Raw genomic sequence first — 18,100 nt, 5'->3', positions numbered from 1 at the left:
TTTTCATGTCTTATTCTCTCCTTCTTTATCCATCCTAATCTTTGCACCGCTTTCTACTTATCTACGTACCGCTAGAGTGTTCGTGAAAAATTTCTAATTTTCCTCTTGACAAAAATTAATTCTTATCATATTATATTCGTGAAAACTATCACGAATAAGCTTGTGTACCTGATCTGATTTCCTTTGATAAGCAATGAACAATGAGAAATGAGACGTTGAACAATAGATTGGTCAAGGAATGAAAGCAAGGATCTAGAATTTCTGCAGTTAACAATTCAAATCTTGTGGAGGTGTGGCGATGATCACCAGAACTTACAGTAAAGTTGAGGAGATTTTGAAGAAGTACGAATACAAAAAAGAGATGCTCATCAAGATCTTGCTAGAAGTCCAGAAAGAGTACAGACATATTCCAAGGGATGTTGTGAACTACATCGGTACAGCGCTTGGTATTCCTCCTGCAAAGATTTATGGTGTTGCCACATTTTATGCTCAATTCTCTCTGAAACCAAAGGGTGAGTACACAATCCTCATCTGTGACGGAACAGCCTGCCATATGGAAGGTTCAATGAGCCTTGTTAAAGCAATAGAAGAAGAAATAGGTATTAAACCCGGAGAGGTCACACCTGACTTGAAGTTCAGTCTCGATAAAGTAGGTTGTCTCGGTGCGTGTGCTCTAGCCCCGGCAATGGTTATAAACGATGAGGTTTACGGAAAGCTCACCGGTGAAAAGGTCAAGGAGATTCTTAGAAAGCTCAAGGAAAGGAAGGAGGAAGAACAATGAGCACAGTTATCGCAAATGAACCGGTATTGAAGAGTCCACAAGAATTGTTTGATTTTATAGAAAAACTCAAGGAGAAGAGGGAAAGGAAACTCCAAAAGCCTTGCGTGTACGTCTGTGTTGGAACTGGATGTACAGCAAGTGGGTCAAGAAAGGTTTACGCGAAGTTTGTCGAAGTAATCAAGGCAAAAGGGCTTGATATAAAGATTGAAAAAATCGACGATGATGACGAACCAGTGAAGAAAACCGGATGCTGTGGTCTTTGTTCGTTAGGCCCCCTCGTAAAGATAATGCCGTCTGGAATCACATACAGCCATGTCACAGTTAACGATGTTGAAGAGATTGTTGAAAGGACACTGCTCAAAGGGGAAGCTATCGAACGGCTGCTTCTCACGGATCCGATTACCGACAAGAAGGTTGAGAGGTTAGAGGATGCTACTTTTTTCAAGAACCAGACCTTCTACATAATGGAAGCTGTTGGAACAAGTGAATGTGAAAGTATAGAAGATTACATGGCACGTGGCGGTTACTCATCACTTGCAAAAGTGCTTTCTGGAATGGATAGACTTGAGATAATCAATCTGATAAAAGCCTCCGGTTTGCGCGGTCGTGGTGGTGGAGGATTCCCAACAGGATTGAAATGGGAAGCAGCGTACAAAAGTCAAGGAGACATTAAGTATGTCGTTTGTAACGCTGACGAAGGTGACCCAGGAGCGTTCATGAACAGAACACTTCTTGAAAGGGACCCGCACTCCGTTCTTGAAGGTATGATCATCGCAGCATATGCAATAGGCGCAAGAAAAGGCTATGCGTACATAAGAGCAGAATATCCAATTGCTGTTGAGATGTTTAATAAAGCTATAGAAGATGCAAAAAGATATGGGCTTCTTGGTAAGAGCATACTTGGAACAGACTTCTCATTCGACCTGTACGTCAAAGAAGGTGCTGGTGCATTCGTCTGTGGTGAGGAAACAGCGCTTCTTGCCTCCATCGAAGGTAAACGCGGTGTTCCAAGACCAAGACCACCATTCCCAGCGCAATCAGGTCTTTGGGGGAAACCAACTCTTATCAACAACGTCGAATCGTACGCTAATGTTCCTAAGATAATAAGGGATGGCGTTGAAAACTACAGAAAACGCGGTGTTGAGAATTCACCCGGAACAAAGATGTTCTCGGTCACAGGTCCTCTCAAATTGACGGGTATCATCGAAATACAATTCGGTACCACAATCAGATACATTCTTGAAAACATATGTGGTGGAACATCAAACGGCAGAAAGATAAAAGCAATCCAAATTGGTGGGCCATCTGGTGCCTGTTTACCAGAAGAACTCTTCGACCTTCCACTCGACTACGATTCTCTGAAATCTGTTGGCGCAATGGTAGGTTCAGGTGGTATAGTCGCAATAACAGACGACAGGTGTATGGTGGAAGTAGCAAGGTTCTTCTTAGATTTCACAAAACGTGAATCATGCGGTAAGTGTGTGCCATGTAGAGAAGGAACAATGCAAGCTTACAATATTTTGGAAAAGTTCACACAAGGTAAAGCAACGTACGAAGACCTGGAGAACCTTGAATATCTTTCCGAAATTATCAAAACCGCTTCACTCTGTGGTCTTGGAAAAACTGCCCCGAACCCGATAATCAGTACTCTTAAGTACTTTAGGCCCGAGTACATCGAGCACATTGAAGGCAAATGTCCAAGTGGAATGTGTACAGCATTCAAGAAGTACGTGATAATACCTGAAAAGTGTAAGAGCTGTAGCTTGTGCGCAAGAAGCTGTCCAAATGGTGCGATAAGTGGTGAAAGAGGAAAACCATATGTAATAGACCAGGAAAAGTGTATCAAGTGCGGCCTGTGTGTCACAAAATGTAAGTTCGGCGCTATTGAATTGGTTGGATGATTTTCAAGGAACTGGCACTTTGGGAGGGTGATGGATAATGAGGATAATCGTTAACGGTAGAGAAATAGAAATCCGCGATGATGCAAGGAACGTGCTCGAAGCTCTTAGAGAGGTCGGTATTGAAATTCCAAATCTTTGTTACCTCTCAGAGACATCAATTTATGGAGCTTGTAGAATGTGTCTTGTGGAAGTGGACGGAAAGGATATAGTTACGTCTTGTACGCTCCAGCCAAGAGAAGGAATGATAATAAAGACACATACACCTAAGATTTACGAAATGAGGAAAGGTATACTCCAGCTCTTACTCGCATCTCACGACGGTGATTGTACAACATGTGAGATGAACGGAAAATGTAAGCTGCAAAAGTACGCCCAGGAATTTGGGTTAACAAACAACCGATTCGAGAAGATTTCGAAGAAGACTATAACAGATAGATCATCTGTTATCGTTAGAGACAATGCAAAGTGTATCCTTTGTGGAGATTGTGTAAGAGCATGTGATGAAATTCAGTCCATAGCTGCTATAGATTTTGCCTACAGAGGTTTCGAAGCACAGGTTGTTCCATCGTTTGAAGAAAAACTCGAGAATACAGAATGTGTTCTCTGCGGACAATGTGTTGCTTACTGTCCAACCGGTGCACTAGCGATAAGGAACGATGTAGATAAAGTTTACAAAGCCATTGAAGAAGGAAAATATGTGATAGGAATGGTTGCTCCTGCTGTTCGAGCATCTTTGCAAGAAGAATTCGGATTGGAAGACGATGTTGCCGCAGCAGGTAGAATGGTATCTCTCCTTAAGATGATTGGATTCAAGAAAGTTTTTGACGTTGCATTCGCAGCAGACCTCGTTACTTACGAAGAAGCACACGAGTTCATCGAAAGACTGGAGAAAGGTGAGAAGTTACCACAGTTCACATCCTGTTGCCCAGGGTGGGTCAAATTCGCAGAACAGTACTATCCAGAGTATTTGAACCACCTATCAAGCGTTAAATCACCTCAAATGGCACTCGGCGCAATTATCAAGAGGTTCTATGCAAAAGAAATAGGTGTGGATCCAAAAGATATTTTCCTTGTCTCGATAATGCCGTGTACAGCAAAAAAATTCGAAGCCGAAAGGGAAGAATTCCAAGGTGATGTTGATGTTGTTCTTACAACAAGGGAAGTTGTGAAGGTGATTAAGTCAACTGGAATTGATATAAGAACAGTAGATCCCGAACCATTTGATAGGCCATTTGGACTCTCATCGCAATCTGGTCTCAGCTTTGGAAAAAGTGGCGGAGTGCTCGGAAGTGTTGTTAATGTTGTAGACGAATTCATTGGTATAAAGAACCTGGAAACAAAGCAACTATCTGAAGGTGTAAGGCTAACAACGTTAGAACTGAGCAACGGAAAAGTTGTTAAAGCCATTGCAGTCTTCGGACTTGGAAATACGCGTAAGATAGTTGATTCGATAAAAACTGGAGAACTTGATGTAGATATCGTTGAAGTGATGGCATGTAACTACGGATGTATCGGTGGCGGCGGTCAGCCATATCCAAACGATGTGAGAACAAGGGAAAGGAGAGCGAGAATACTAAAAGAAGTCCAAAGCATCGATGTGCTTATATCACCAACAGAAAACTTCCACATGTTACAGTTGTACGAGAAATATCTGAAAAAACCACTTAGCCATGAAGCACATGAGGTAATTCACACGCACTACAAACACAGAAGAAGGGTTCAAGAAGAGGAAATCGATATACTACCACTTCCAGAAGAATCTGAAGACAAAGTAAAGGTCAGCGTTTGTTTGGGTACCTCGTGTTATTCAAAAGGTTCGTACGAAATCCTCGAAAAGCTCATTTCGGCAGCAAATAAAGAAGAATGGGCGAAGAATTTAGAGATAAAGGGAACATTCTGTGTAGAGAACTGTGGAAAAGCACCAAACGTTCTGGTAAATGATATAATAGTATCCGAAGCAACAGTCGAAAAAGTAAAAGAGGTGGCTTTAAATGAGCTTGGAAGAGCGAAAGGGGATCTTGAGATTTCCAAAAGCGACGTTTGAACGTTTAAAATTGTACCATGCACTCTTGAGTCAGCTCCACGCTGAAGGTAAGTCTTATGTATTATCCGAAGAGATTGCAGAGATGCTCCGCATCACACCGGAACAAGTAAGAAAGGATTTCTCGTTCCTTGAGACTAAGGGCAAACCCAAGGTTGGGTACGTGATAAAGGAATTACTTGACGAACTCGATGAGCTCTTCGGAACAGGTGTTGATGAGAATATTATAATCATCGGAGCTGGTCACCTTGGTAGTGCACTTGCAAATTACAAAGGATTTAAGAACATAGGTATAAGAGTCGCCGCAATATTTGACAACGATCCAAAAAAGATTGGAACAATGGTTGGAGAACTCATGGTGTTACCACTGAAAGATTTGTCCAGGGTCATTCGTAGATTTAAAGTAAAAATCGCAGCCATTTGTGTTCCAGAAAGTTCAGCTCAGCAGGTAGCAGATCTGCTGGTTAGCCACGGAGTTAAAGCGCTGTGGAACTTTTCTACAAGGATATTAGACGTACCAGCAGAGGTAATTGTCCAAAACGAGGATATAACAAGAGGATTGCTCGGATTAAAACACATGCTTGCGGAAAAAGAAAGAATAAAAGCTGAAGAACTAAAAAGTGTTAAAGAATCATCCCCGAAGTAAATTTTGCTAGATTAACGTAATTGTGCGCCACGCACATATATAGTGAGGAACGACCTCACAACGGCCACCACACCTTCCCACCCCGGTTGTCAACCGGGGGATTTTTTTATAAAAAACACCGAGGGCTTATTTTTTAAAAGCCCTCGGCACTTTAGACTCTTGAACAGGAGCTTAAAGCTCTATCTCATACACTTTGGAGTACTTATCCTTAATGTATCTCACGAAAGATTCGTAAGACAGCGGTTTGCCAGTCACGATTTTAATCAAGTCGCTTGGTTCGTACATTTTACCCTTCGAATGGATCTTCTCTTTCAGGAAGTTTTTAATGATCTCAAAATTACCAGCTGAAACAACTTCTTCAAAGTTTATTTCTTCTTTTAATTTTTCAAATATCTGAGCAGCATAAAGGTTGCCAAGTGCATAAGTTGGAAAATAACCAAAATTCCCGCCGAACCAATGTGGATCTTGCATACAACCAAGCGTATTGTTTGGCACATCCAGCCCCAGGTATTTTTTGTAGAGCTCGTTCCACTTGTCTGGGACGTCTTTAACACTCAGTTCACCGTTGATTAGCTCGCGTTCAATCTCAAAACGGATGATTATGTGCAGGTTGTACGTAACTTCGTCCGCTTCGGTTCTAATGAACGACCTTTGGACTCTGTTCACCGCCCTCCATAATTCTTCAACCGAATATCCCCGCATCTCGGGAACAATTTCTATGAATTTGCTATAAATCCCTTTCCAAAATGCCAAGCTTCTGCCAACTACATTTTCCCAAAAGCGCGATTGACTCTCGTCGAAACCGTATGAGGCGCTGCTACCAATTGGTAGACCGTAGAACTCGGTAGGAATTGAAAGTGCGTACAGTGCGTGCCCAAATTCGTGTATCGTAGAGTATATGGAATTTCTGATGTCATTAACTATGTACCTTGTTGTTATGCGTACATCGTTTAGACCTATTGGATTGGTGAAAGGATGCGCTGATACATCCAACCTTCCCTTGGTAAAATCGTACTTGAGATAGTGAAGCAGCCAGTTGCTGAATTCTTTTTGCTTATCTACCCCGATTTCTCTATTGAACGGATCCTCTGATTTTGGCAACCTTTCGATTTTTTCGAGCATTTCCACTATAAAATCTCTGACTTTACTGAATATCTGATCCACTTCTTCTGCCTTCATTCCGGGTTCGTATAGGTCGAGTAACGCGTTGTACGGTTCACCTTCGTAACCTAAAATGTCTGCGTATTTTCTACTGAGATCGACAATTTTTTCAAGCAAAGGTCTTACTTCTTCGAAATCACCACGCGGTTTAGCAATTTCCCACTTTTGCTCTAGCATTGTTGATGTTATCATAATCTCTTGAAATAGTTCAGGAGGAACTTTTTTGTACTTGTAGTATTCCTTCTTTCCTACATAGACTAGCTTCTCGTCGATTTCACTTTGTGGTTGAGCTGTTTCCAACAGTTTTCCGAGAGCGTCGTCAGTTATTTGTTTAAAAGCGTACGTTCCAATTTCCGATAGCACTTCCGCTCTGTACGGTCCTGCATCTTTTGGCATATACGTTTGCATATCCCAGTAAAGCAATGCGGCTGCGCTGTAGTACTTAGCGACACGTTTGTAATAGCTTTTTAGTTCTTCCATAAATCTTCCTCCTATATAAAATTCTTGTACTTCACAGGATGAAATCTGATTCGATATTGTTTAATCTGTACTGTAAGGCCTCACTAACATCCTTTGCATCGACGATCTCGTCTCCATTGAGATCAGCGATCGTTCTTGAAACTTTCAATATTTTGTCCAGAGCTCTTCCCGAGAGTCTGTATTTGGTAGCGTATATTTTTAAAATATCTTCCGCCTTATCGTCTAACTTAATGTATTTCTCAACCATCCTGTGCGTCAATTTCGCGTTGAGCTTTATATTTTCTTCCTTGTACCTACGTAGTTGTCTTTCCCGTGCTCTTACAACCCTTTCGCGAATTTGAGCGCTTGACTCTCCATTTGTTTGCTGAACTTTACCCCGCATCTCATCATAAGAGATTCTGGGAACTTGGATTTGTATGTCTATTCTGTCGAGTATTGGGCCAGAGATGTTTTTCCAGTACCTTTTGATTTCGTATGGCGAACATTTGCATGCTATCTCTTTGTCTCCATAGTATCCGCAGGGACATGGGTTCATAGCGGCAATTAATTGGAAAGAAGCGGGAAAAACATGTGTCGCCTTTGAACGCGAAACCGTTACCACACCATCCTCAAGCGGTTCACGTAATGCTTCTAAGACATCTCTTCGGAATTCAGGAAGCTCATCCAAAAAGAGCACACCGTTATGTGCGAGTGTGACTTCTCCCGGTTTCACGTTGGTACCTCCACCGATTACCGCTACAGCACTGGAGGTATGGTGAGGACTTCGGAACGGCCTTTTCGTTACAAGTTTCGAGTCCAAAAGACCTATGGCACTGTATATTTTGGAAGTTTCAATGATTTCGTGTTCGCTCATTGGAGGTAGTATGGTCGGAAATCTCCTCGCAAACATCGTCTTTCCTGTGCCCGGAGGTCCTACCATCAGCACATTGTGACCACCACTTGCGGCGACTTCAAGTGCACGCTTCGGAACTAAATGTCCGCGGATCTCTGAAAAGTCAACCTCGTATGCATCATCCTGTAGAATAGGTATTTCGTACAAGATGCGTGGGAATTGATTGGTCTTTATTGACTGTACTGCTTCGTACAGGCTTTTGAAAGCAAGAAAATTCGCTTTTGTAGCCGTAGCTTCAGGGATGTTATCTGCAGGGATTATAAAAGATGTCGAGGAGTTTTGAAATTCCAACAAGATCGGAAGGACACCTTTGACCTTTTTGACGGTTCCATCCAGCCCAAGTTCTCCGATAACAACTGAGTTGAAAGGTGGGATATACTTCGCAGCACCTAAGATCGCCAAGGCAATGGCAAAATCTAAGAACGTTCCTTCCTTCTTTACGTCACTGGGTGCCAAATTAACGGTAATTAGACCATCTGGTACTAAAATATTAGAGTTCTTGAAAGCACTTAAAATCCTCTGTTTGCTCTCCTTAACAGCGGTATCCGGTAACCCAACGATGTTGATATCCCTTTTCACACTTCGTTGATTTATGTCCACTTCCACATCGACTAGAAGCGGAGTTATTCCAACAATAACCGCTGATTTTGTGCTAAAAAACATCCCCTATCCCCCTCGTTCTTTCATAAGTTCGTAGGTTCTTTGTGCTATTTTGGCGGTTATCCCCCAGATGATGTAATCTCCGTATTTATAAAAAATGACCTTGTAAATCCCTCGCTTCCAGTTGTAGTTTCTTCCAAAAGCTATGAGATGAAATGGAAAGTCTTCGCGTGGTTTTAGTTCGACGTCTACAATTCCAATAGAATAGGGCCTTTGAAAGTGTTCAATAGGAACCAAAAACGTCTCTTTTACTTCATTAGTATTTATCCGAAGTTCGTTAATGTCCACAGCAACGACAAACGGGTAGATGACTGAGTTAAACGGTGTTACCAGCGGTTCTACTTCGAAAAGAAAATCGACTGTTCGAAGTCCGGTTTCTTCTTTGAGTTCTCTAAGTGCTGCCTCATAAGGTTCTTCGTTCATCTCAATGTGTCCACCCGGAAAAGATACCTCCAGAGGCTGTGGGATATTCTCAGACCTCACTTCAAAAAGGATTTTGCTCTCATATACCGGTACGCACACCGCGTAGTAATTGAATTCACCCAGAAACCTCTTCAAGCCCCCACCTCAATTTTCAGATTTGTCTCTCTTAATTTCTTTTATTTCACAGCAGAATTCCAGTTCATAGAGTTCCCGTAAAGACTATTCCAGTATCCAGACGGTGTGTCATTAACGTAATAACACCGAACCTCTTTACCAAAGACAAATAAATATCCTTTGCTCAAACTTAAGTATCTCCCACTGGGAACAGTATCTGTAAACAGCACCTTTTTAGTATCTTTGTCTATAATTTGAAGCTTCCCGTTCGAGTCAATAACGTACAGATGTTGTTTACCAAGAACAGCATCCACGATCTCTGATTGGAAAGTTAGGAATGCGCTTCTACCCTTAGAAACCTCGGTTTTGTCTTTCATTGGTATGAATTCATAGACATTACCATATTCATCGATAAGTGAGAATCCAACTTGTTTACTAACATATGGTGTTTCCGAGTATATCGGTAGGTTTTTTGGCTTTCCCGCAAAACTATCCACATTTTTGTCTCTCCACAAGTTTCCAGCACCATCGACAACATACACTTTGCCTGCAAGTGAAACTGATGGGGGTATCGAAGGATATGTTCCTACTTTGTATGAATTCTTTATAACCCCGGATTTGCCTTCGTCTTTAATAACATAAAGTGTTCCTTTGTCTGTAACCACATAAAGCAAATATCCGTCCCAAGCAGGTCCGTAAGCGATATCACTGTCAAGTGAAAGCTTCCAAGCAAGAGTTCCATCTTCATTCAAGGCGTAAATCGTATCATCCCACGATCCAACATATACATGAGTGCCAACTGTCACGTGACCAGTTATAACAAAGCTGGTCTTGTACGACCAAGCTATTTTCCCACCATTTATAGCTATAACAGAGCCTTTCGTTGTAGGTATGTACGCGACGTCTTCTTTTACTGCTGGTTTACCTGATACGGTATCATTCAAAACAACTTTCCAAAGTAGTTCGAACAACTTCGGAGTTTTCGGTGGCTGGGTTGATTCGGAGGGTTTTACAACTGTGGTCTCTTCCCTTTTTTGCTGCTCTTCACTGGATTGCTTCTGCGATGCTGAGGGTGCTGTTGTAACTTGGGTAGAAACAGGGGGTTGCACGATTGAATGTTCCTCAACCACTGTAGTTTCTTCTTTTTCACCAGTATCAACGGGAACTAAGGATTTAACAGTGAATTTCAGATCTTTTTGGGCTAAGTCACTTGTAACCAAGAGGTTTCCAGAGTACAGATATTTTCCATCTGTTAAGAGTGTTCCTCTGTAGGGAAACGTCGTACTTAACCTTGCCGTTCCTTTGTAAAAATAGATCTTGGATCCGTCGCTGAACACGTGGTATCCTGAAAAATAGACATAATCGGAAAACTTGGGGTAAATTCTTTCAAGTTTCGCGAACCGGGGGTTGGAAATATTAAAAAGTTGCGTTTGCAACCCAAAAACTGCCATGTATGGTTCTGAAACTTTTAAATATGAAGCGTCCGTTGGCATAGACCATACAATATTCCCAGCATAATAGCAAACAACTTGGTTATTCTCAATTCCAATTATGTAATCTGAAACTACGTAAATACTCTTCATCTTTGATGACACAGTTCCAATACTTGTCGCCGTTCCCTTTTCAATTTTGTATACCTTTAAATTTGATAAGGCGTAGTTTGTCCCAACGCGCTGAGCACCTTTAATGTCTATTTTTATCTTGCCGTCTAATGAATAGATACCATCTGAGGTTATGTAATAGTACTGGGTACCGTCGAAGAGAACATCCAGAGCAGTTATGTTTTTGACGACATTACCTGCTTCGTCAACAATACTTGTTGTAGTGACAATAAGTGCACCAGCAAAGTGTAAGCTGGTAAGAGCTAAGAACATCAATGTAAGGATGGTGATAAGAGCAAGATGTATTCTCACAATGTTTAACCCCCTAGCATCAACTTGTTGCACGTTTCAGTTTTTTATTATATCATTACTCCTCACTTGTCTAGTGATGAAATCTGCAATATCAAAAACTTGAGATACATGGTTTCAAGAATATTGTAAACTTGTGGATGGTCGATTGGTTGTCCACCTCTGTAAATCAATCGAGCAAATACCTTTGCATCTATAGCGGCATCAACTAGGATAGATTCGAACTCACTTTGTGATACAACCTGAGTACAAGAAGCTGTAGCCAGTAGTCCGTCGTCTTTCAGTATTCTCATACTCCGGTAATTGATTTCTTTGTAACCTTTAAATGCTGCGTCGCGACTGGATGCACTCTTTGCAAACGATGGTGGGTCAAGAACAACGACGTCGTACTTTTTTGTTTTCGCGTAAGCGTTTTTCAAATAATCAAAAGCATTTCCAACCACAAACTCCGTTCTGCTTTCATCAAAACCGTTCAGTTTTGCAATCTGTCTTGCAATTTCAATAGCACGATCTGAATAATCAACGAAAGTCACATGCTTTGCTCCACCACTGAGTAAATGCATTCCAAAATTCCCTGTGTACGAAAAACAGTCAAGACAGACCTTGTTCTGAGCAAAATCTCTGAGTTTTCTCGCGTTCTCACGTTGGTCTAAAAAGGCTCCTGTTTTTTGCCCTTTTGTGTCGGCCAAAAATTTGATCCCGTTTATCTCAAATGGTATAAGTTCTGGACCAGAACCATAAATCCACCCAGAAAACTCTTCAAGCCCTTCCTTTTTGACCGCGCTACCTTCCGTCCTTTCGTGTATCCCAGTTGGCGAAAAAATCTCTATGAGAACACCTAAAATTGTGTTTTTCAATTTGTTAATTCCGAGCGTATTGAATTGAACAGAGAGGTATTTGTCAAACTTATCGACGATAAGTCCAGGTAACCCATCGGCCTCGCCAAATATGACTCTATATGCATTTTCCTTAGCAATGCTATATCTGTTTTTGATTGCATCTAAGATCCTGTTCTTGATGAATTCCCTATTGATTTCCACAGGTTTTCTGGAGAGTAATCTGACCGTGATCTTTGATTTTGTGTTGATATATCCAATTCCGACGAACTGATTAGCGAATGAGTATACATAGACTATATCTCCATCCTCAAAATTACCCTCTATTCTCTCTATCTCGTTATCGTAAACCCAAGGATGACCATTCAATACACGTCGTTTAATATCCCTTTTCAGTATTACTTTTGCTACTCTTCTATCCACAGTTTGCTTCACCTCTTGTTAAATCGTTCAAGAGTTCTTGTTACTTAGATTATAACATACGTTTGATTTTTCTCAATTCTGTCAGTATTCAGAAAAAAACTGAGCAAAGTTTTGGTATTAAGTGTTCTCAACGGTAAAACACGATAAAATTCTCATAGCGAATGATTTCAGAATTTTTTGTTACTGGTTAAAAGGATTATAATCTTGTTAGATAAGAAGCCAACAACTTGCATTTTTTATACAATGCTAACATCTTGGGGAAGGGGAGTGGCTGCTGCATGCGGATAAAGGACCATCCTATTCTTAATGTGCCTACTGAAAAGAACTACGTAACGTTTTATTTTGAAGACCAACCCGTTTGTGGAACTGCTGATGATACCATCGCAAGTGCTCTTATCGCAAATGGTTTTGACGTGTTTGGTTTTACAGAACACAACCATCCTCGAGGTTTTTTCTGCGCTATTGGTAAATGTTCGGCCTGCCTTGTGGAAGTCGATGGTGTACCAAATGTTCGTGCCTGCATAACCCCCATTAGGGAAGGTATGCGCGTTAAGATGCAACGCGGAAGGGGGAAGCCAAAATGGTGAGACACGTTAAAGCACTTATCGTCGGTTCTGGACCTGCAGGATTGACAGGCGCTATCGCTATTGCAGAATCTGTTGGAAGTGGTGAAGAAGTTGTAATAATTGATGAAGGTATTGAACCTGGAGGTCAACTTTCGAAACAAACTCATAAATTCTTCGGTCATGAAGGGTTTTACGCTTCAACAAGAGGATTTGAGATTGGGAATTTACTTGTCAAAAAGGTTAAAAGTCTTGGAGTTGAAATAATACAACAATCAACTGTAACTGGTATATACGAAGATGTAATAACTGTCTACGATAGAGTAAACAACATTGTGCATGAATACCTGGCGGATTATCTGCTAATCGCCTCAGGAGCCACAGAGAGATTTTTGACTTTCAAGAATAACACGTTGCCAGGTGTTTATGGTGCAGGGGCAGTCCAGACGCTCATGAATCAGTATAGAGTTCTCCCTGGCGAATCATTCCTAATCGTTGGAGCAGGGAACATCGGGCTCATCGTTGCTTATCAATTGGTCCAAGCAGGTGCGCAGGTAAAAGCAATCGTCGAAGCTTCATCGCGCGTTGGCGGATACGCCGTTCATGCCAATAAAGTTAAAAGACTCGGAATACCGATACTGCTAAGACATACGATACTCGAAGCAATAGGCAAAGACAAGGTTCAGGGTGCTGTTGTGGCTGGGGTGGACGAAAGATTCAAACCAATACCGGGTACAGAAAAGGAATTTGTTGTTGATGCCATATGCCTTGCCGTTGGTTTACAACCTAACGTCGAACTCGTCGCGCAGACAGGTGCAAAACTTGTGTACATACCCGAACTTGGTGGCTATGTGCCGTTGCGCGATGAAAATATGAAAACGACTGTTCACAATGTGTTTGTGGCGGGAGATCTTTCAGGTATAGAGGAAGCTACAACCGCTATGATTGAGGGCTACATTGCAGGTTATAACATCGCTCAAGAGTTAACAGGAAAATCTTTTGAAGATAAGATTGAAAAGATGAAGAGAGAACTTGAAGAGTTTAGAAGAGGACCATTCTCAAAGAAGGTTAGAGACGGACTAAGGAAGATGGGGATCGTCTTTCCTGAAGGTGGGTATAGAGAGGAACAACAAACCGACAGAGGACCCGTTGGAAAATTAAGGGCAATCATAGAATGTCCAGAGGCTATTCCTTGCAACCCTTGTGAAACATCCTGTCCAACTGGTGCAATTAACGTAGGTGGAAACATAAACGGTATTCCACAAATCGATTACTCAAAGTGTATAGGCTGTGGGGTTTGTGTAATGAAATGCCCTGGGCTTGCAATATTTATGATCCAAGAAAAAGAGGAATATTCCCTTGTGGGCGTTCCATACGAGCTACTCCCAGTGCCAACCAACGGTACAAAAGTCAAGCTTCTGAACTTCGAAGGAAAGGAAATTGCCAATGGAGAAGTTGACCACGTTGTTCTAAACAACAAAGGAAAGACACATATTGTCTTTCTTAGAGTACCCAAAGGATACGAAGATGTAGTTAGAAGCTTCCGTTTGCCAGAAAAAGCAGAGGAATTTATCTGCAGATGTGAAGAGATAACAAAGGAAGATATCGAACGAGTTATAGACATGGGGATCACGGACTATGAAGAACTTAGAAGGGTATTAAGAATAGGAATGGGGCCGTGTGGTGGAAAGACCTGTAGGTCGTTGACTTTGCAAATTATCTCTGAAAAAACCGGCAGGCCTATATCAGAAATACAACTTGGTGCATATAGACCCCCTACAATGCCGACACCGTTTGAAGCCGTGGTAAAGTCAGCTTTAAGCGAGAACGACGAAGTATCTGAAAATATTCAAGGGGGTATTGAAAATGAGTGAGGTAAGAAAATACGACGTTTGTATAATTGGTGGAGGAATAACGGGAACAGCGCTGGGTTATTTTCTGTGTAAGCTTGGTAAGACTTCCATTGCAATATTTGAAAAATCGTACCTTTCTTCAGGTTCAACTGGCAGATGTGCTGGTGGAATCAGGCAACAGTGGTCAACAAGGTCAAATGTTCGCTTAGCAATGAGGAGTGTGAAATTATTTGAGAGATTCAAAGAAGATGTAGGGATGGATATAGAATACAAACAAGGTGGATATCTCGTTTTGTCGTACAGTGAAGAAGAAGCTGAGCAATTTGAAAAGAATGTAAAGATGCAACGTGAAGAAGGTTTGGACGTGGAAATCCTTTCGCCTAAACAGGTATCTGAGAGATACCCATACATAAACACAAAAGGATTGGTTATGGCTACATTTTGTCAAACTGATGGTCACGCTAATCCACACAAAGCTGTGATTGGTTATGCTCAAGCCATCAGAAGAATGGGCGGACATATATACACACACACCGAGGTAAAGAGTATCGAGGTTACAAACGGAAAAGTCACAGGTGTCGACACAACCGCAGGCTATTTCGCTTGTGATATTGTCGTAAATGCTTCTGGTCCCTGGTCAAACGAAGTTTCAAAGCTTGTTGGTGTAGATCTTTTGACAGAAAGCTACAGGCATCAGATTCTTGTCACAGAACCGCTGGAAAACTTCTTTCCAATGATGGCAATAAGCTTCTCTGGTAATTTTTACATGCGACAGACACAACACGGACAATTCATATTGGGCCAGGGTGACAAGGATGAAAAACCTGGACTCAATTTCAACGTTACCTACAAATTTGAAAAAGAACTAGCAAGTAAGATGGTTAACATCTTCCCATTTTTGAAGAACGTTCGAATAATAAGGCACTGGAGTGGGATGTATAACATGTCTCCCGATGCCCAACCAATAATTGGAGGCAGTGACCTGGTAAAGGGATATTACTATGCCGTAGGTTACTCCGGTCACGGTTTCATGGTCGCTCCCGCTGTTGGTGAAGCCCTTGCTGAATTGATTGTGTTCGGGAAAACCTTGCATACGGACATTTCCTACCTCGATATTAAGAGATTTGAGGGTACTGTTGTGGAAAAAGAAAAGAATGTGGTATAATTCCTAGTGAATAGATACGTTGTTACATGGGGGAGCGATGACAATTAGATGACAATCAGTGATAAGAAAGTCATGATAGTTGATGATAGCAAATTTTGGAGGATGGTCCTTCAAAGCGTATTCGCAAAGTTGGGAGTAAAGCAAATAGTTGTTGCCGAAGATGGGATGAAAGGCATTGAAACTGCTTTAAGAGAACTACCGGATATAATCATTACAGATTACAACATGCCTGGTATTTCAGGATTGCAAATGTGTCTTTATCTTAGATCAATACCCGCGTTTAAAAACGCGGGTATTGTTGTTCTAACAGGTTCAGACGATGTAATAAACGAGTTTTGGGCTGAACACAGTGGGGCAAACAAGTTCATCTCCAAATTGCTTCCCAAAGATGTGTTGGAAAGCGAACTTGAACGTTTTATCTCCAACGATTACTCGACTTCGAAGACAAAGGAAATGTTCTATCTAACAGGTATTTATGATGTTTTAGAACAAAAGATGAGAACAGAAATTCTGAATAGAGAGATTCTCTCTCTCATCCAGTATGCAAGAGACGAACTTTACGTCGTTCAAAAGTTGAAGAACTTTTTGGAATTCTTCTCACGTTTTTCCGGATTAGCTTTGCTGCTCTTATCACCTGTGGAAGGTCGTATATACAACTTTGGATTGCCGCTAAGCAAGACTGTAAGTAAGGAAAAGTTGCTAAAGTATTTTGAGAAACCTATTGAACCTTCTGATTGGTCTTATTTCGGCAACTTCGGTTCGGAATTCAACGTTGACGGGTTGGAAACCGTTGTTGTTAAGTACCAAGAAAACGAAATAGGGCTAATTGCTTATGAAGGTGCGTCAGACAAATGGAGTTTAAGTAAAGTATTAAACGAAGCAAGTGAAAGCATCGCATTGCTCTTTAACACGTTGAACAGCTTCAGGGAGCTTAAAGTCGCATCCGCCGTCGATGGTTTAACGGGCTTGTTTAACAAAAAGGAACTGCTTAGGTTTCTTGAAGAGACACATAACTTGGCTAAGTTCAATAGGACAATCTATTATGTCGCGATGTTTGATGTAGACAATTTCAAAAAGGTCAACGACACCTACGGACATTTGGTAGGAGATGAAGTCTTGAAAGCCGTTGCAGCTATTTTAAAAGAAGAGATTGCGGGAAAAGGAATTGCGGGAAGGTACGGTGGAGAGGAATTTTGTCTTGTGATTACAAAAGCAGCTAACAACGATGAAGTGGTTGAAACTATAGAAAGAATTTTGTACAAGGTTAGAAACACGCAATTTCCACACGGAAAATGTACGGTATCCTGTGGTGTTGTAAGTTCTGAAGGATACGAATCCCCAACCGAAGTAATAAAGGCTGCCGATGACTTGCTCTACATATCCAAGAAAACAGGAAAAGACAAAGCAAGTTATATGTTTCTTCCAAAAAACAGAGAAATCAACCAAGTACTACGTCAAGAACAGACATGATCAGAAAACCGAAAATTAGAAAGTACGTCGATAAACGTTCATTACCGCGAAGATGAGTTTCCGGAATAACTTCGTCGCTTACCACAAATACCATAGCACCAGCTGCAAAGGCAAGCATATAAGGTAGTAAGTTCTTACTAATTAGTATCAAACCCGCACCAAAAATACCACCCATCATTTCAACAACGCCCGTAAGAAAAGTTATAAAAAGCGAGTAGCGAATACTATACCCTGCGTTCATAAGTGCAACCATTGTCGCCGCACCTTCCGGAATGTTCTGTGTGCCAATAGCAATTGCCACACTGAGCGCTTCCGGAGTGAACCCACTTATTCCCACAGCCATGCCTTCTGGAAAGTTGTGAATCGTTATAGCTATAACAAAGAGCCAGATTTTTGCGAGCTTCTTGCTGTCCATTCCTTCATGGCCTTTCAAAAAGTGTTCATGCGGTGAGAACTTATCCAATAAGTCGACAGCGATCGCTCCAAACAAAAATCCTACAATAAAACGCAACGCCCCACCGATTTCTAAAGACGGCCCTGCTAAACTAAAAGCACTTGCTGCAAGCATAATGCCTGCAGCCATCCCCATAAGCGAATCGATAACCTTTTCTCCTAGATGCTTATGAAACAACAACAACGGTACAGCCCCAAGAATTGTCGAAAGCCCCGCAGCGGTACTTAAGAGAGTACCTTTCAGAAAATCTGTTATAGTATCAACCTCCTACTTCTACTGGAAAATCCCAGATTATATTCTAACACAAAATCAAACGAACACCAATAT

14 protein-coding genes are annotated in these 18,100 nt (G+C 41.5%); 8 read left to right on the top strand and 6 right to left on the bottom strand.

Annotated features, from left to right (window positions below):
* Nucleotides 1–298: 298 nt before the first annotated feature.
* The 4 genes from nuoE to CBS1_RS01675 are packed head-to-tail and all read left to right on the top strand — an operon-like array spanning nt 299 to nt 5,369.
* Nucleotides 299–781, top strand: coding sequence for an NADH-quinone oxidoreductase subunit NuoE (nuoE, locus tag CBS1_RS01690; RefSeq protein ID WP_090222966.1), 483 nt, complete (start codon nt 299–301; stop codon nt 779–781).
* Nucleotides 778–2,682, top strand: coding sequence for an NADH-quinone oxidoreductase subunit NuoF (locus CBS1_RS01685; protein ID WP_176759503.1), 1,905 nt, complete (start codon nt 778–780; stop codon nt 2,680–2,682). Before nuoE ends, CBS1_RS01685 begins: the two co-directional genes overlap by 4 nt.
* Before the next feature lie 37 nt (nt 2,683–2,719).
* Complete coding sequence (locus tag CBS1_RS01680; RefSeq protein WP_033190983.1) at nt 2,720–4,726, top strand: [FeFe] hydrogenase, group A; 2,007 nt, start codon at nt 2,720–2,722, stop codon at nt 4,724–4,726.
* Nucleotides 4,674–5,369, top strand: coding sequence for a redox-sensing transcriptional repressor Rex (locus CBS1_RS01675; protein ID WP_090222968.1), 696 nt, complete (start codon nt 4,674–4,676; stop codon nt 5,367–5,369). Before CBS1_RS01680 ends, CBS1_RS01675 begins: the two co-directional genes overlap by 53 nt.
* 171 nt (nt 5,370–5,540) lie before the next feature.
* Here CBS1_RS01675 and CBS1_RS01670 read toward each other — a convergent pair whose 3' ends face one another.
* From CBS1_RS01670 to CBS1_RS01650, 5 genes are all read right to left on the bottom strand, one after another.
* Nucleotides 5,541–7,010: a carboxypeptidase M32 gene (locus CBS1_RS01670; protein ID WP_090222969.1), complete on the bottom strand. Its 1,470-nt coding sequence runs from the start codon at nt 7,008–7,010 to the stop codon at nt 5,541–5,543.
* Between the two features lie 31 nt (nt 7,011–7,041).
* A complete protein-coding gene (locus CBS1_RS01665; protein WP_090222971.1) occupies nt 7,042–8,565 on the bottom strand; it encodes a YifB family Mg chelatase-like AAA ATPase in 1,524 nt (507 codons plus the stop codon).
* A 3-nt stretch (nt 8,566–8,568) separates the two neighbouring features.
* Nucleotides 8,569–9,120 carry an NUDIX hydrolase gene (locus CBS1_RS01660; RefSeq protein ID WP_033190979.1) on the bottom strand — a complete coding sequence of 184 codons (552 nt, stop codon included), beginning with the start codon at nt 9,118–9,120 and terminating at the stop codon, nt 8,569–8,571.
* 41 nt (nt 9,121–9,161) lie between these two features.
* Nucleotides 9,162–11,012 carry an outer membrane protein assembly factor BamB family protein gene (locus tag CBS1_RS01655; protein WP_241685543.1) on the bottom strand — a complete coding sequence of 617 codons (1,851 nt, stop codon included), beginning with the start codon at nt 11,010–11,012 and terminating at the stop codon, nt 9,162–9,164.
* Nucleotides 11,013–11,074: 62 nt separating this feature from the next.
* Complete coding sequence (locus CBS1_RS01650) at nt 11,075–12,268, bottom strand: class I SAM-dependent rRNA methyltransferase (protein ID WP_090222973.1); 1,194 nt, start codon at nt 12,266–12,268, stop codon at nt 11,075–11,077.
* 278 nt (nt 12,269–12,546) lie between these two features.
* Here CBS1_RS01650 and CBS1_RS01645 point away from each other — a divergent pair, with 278 nt between their 5' ends.
* Genes CBS1_RS01645 through CBS1_RS01630 form a run of 4 tightly spaced genes read left to right on the top strand, consistent with a single transcriptional unit; the run spans nt 12,547 to nt 17,319 of the window.
* Nucleotides 12,547–12,855 carry a (2Fe-2S)-binding protein gene (locus CBS1_RS01645; RefSeq protein ID WP_033190977.1) on the top strand — a complete coding sequence of 103 codons (309 nt, stop codon included), beginning with the start codon at nt 12,547–12,549 and terminating at the stop codon, nt 12,853–12,855.
* On the top strand, nt 12,849–14,705 hold the full coding sequence (locus tag CBS1_RS01640) for an FAD-dependent oxidoreductase (RefSeq protein WP_090222974.1): 1,857 nt from the start codon (nt 12,849–12,851) through the stop codon (nt 14,703–14,705). The genes CBS1_RS01645 and CBS1_RS01640 overlap by 7 nt, the downstream gene beginning before the upstream one ends.
* A complete protein-coding gene (locus CBS1_RS01635) occupies nt 14,698–15,849 on the top strand; it encodes an NAD(P)/FAD-dependent oxidoreductase (protein WP_090222976.1) in 1,152 nt (383 codons plus the stop codon). Before CBS1_RS01640 ends, CBS1_RS01635 begins: the two co-directional genes overlap by 8 nt.
* Before the next feature lie 48 nt (nt 15,850–15,897).
* The gene (locus CBS1_RS01630) at nt 15,898–17,319 is read left to right on the top strand and encodes a GGDEF domain-containing response regulator (RefSeq protein ID WP_090222978.1); all 1,422 of its coding nucleotides are present in this window, start codon (nt 15,898–15,900) and stop codon (nt 17,317–17,319) included.
* Here the strand turns inward: CBS1_RS01630 and CBS1_RS01625 are convergent.
* Nucleotides 17,288–18,028 carry a ZIP family metal transporter gene (locus tag CBS1_RS01625; protein ID WP_052107030.1) on the bottom strand — a complete coding sequence of 247 codons (741 nt, stop codon included), beginning with the start codon at nt 18,026–18,028 and terminating at the stop codon, nt 17,288–17,290. The genes CBS1_RS01630 and CBS1_RS01625 overlap by 32 nt on opposite strands.
* Nucleotides 18,029–18,100: the final 72 nt, after the last annotated feature.

Source organism: Fervidobacterium changbaicum, from assembly GCF_004117075.1.
Classification (GTDB): Bacteria; Thermotogota; Thermotogae; order Thermotogales; family Fervidobacteriaceae; genus Fervidobacterium; species Fervidobacterium islandicum.
This window is presented reverse-complemented; position numbering and strand designations above follow the sequence as displayed.

Excerpts from the sequence above, each read along its gene's own strand:
- nuoE (WP_090222966.1), top strand. The coding sequence starts at position 299 with ATGATCACCAGAACTTACAGTAAAGTTGAGGAGATTTTGAAGAAGTAC.
- CBS1_RS01685 (WP_176759503.1), top strand. The coding sequence starts at position 778 with ATGAGCACAGTTATCGCAAATGAACCGGTATTGAAGAGTCCACAAGAA.
- CBS1_RS01680 (WP_033190983.1), top strand. The coding sequence starts at position 2,720 with ATGAGGATAATCGTTAACGGTAGAGAAATAGAAATCCGCGATGATGCA.
- CBS1_RS01675 (WP_090222968.1), top strand. The coding sequence starts at position 4,674 with ATGAGCTTGGAAGAGCGAAAGGGGATCTTGAGATTTCCAAAAGCGACG.
- CBS1_RS01670 (WP_090222969.1), bottom strand. The coding sequence starts at position 7,010 with ATGGAAGAACTAAAAAGCTATTACAAACGTGTCGCTAAGTACTACAGC.
- CBS1_RS01665 (WP_090222971.1), bottom strand. The coding sequence starts at position 8,565 with ATGTTTTTTAGCACAAAATCAGCGGTTATTGTTGGAATAACTCCGCTT.
- CBS1_RS01645 (WP_033190977.1), top strand. The coding sequence starts at position 12,547 with ATGCGGATAAAGGACCATCCTATTCTTAATGTGCCTACTGAAAAGAAC.
- CBS1_RS01640 (WP_090222974.1), top strand. The coding sequence starts at position 12,849 with ATGGTGAGACACGTTAAAGCACTTATCGTCGGTTCTGGACCTGCAGGA.
- CBS1_RS01635 (WP_090222976.1), top strand. The coding sequence starts at position 14,698 with ATGAGTGAGGTAAGAAAATACGACGTTTGTATAATTGGTGGAGGAATA.
- CBS1_RS01630 (WP_090222978.1), top strand. The coding sequence starts at position 15,898 with ATGACAATCAGTGATAAGAAAGTCATGATAGTTGATGATAGCAAATTT.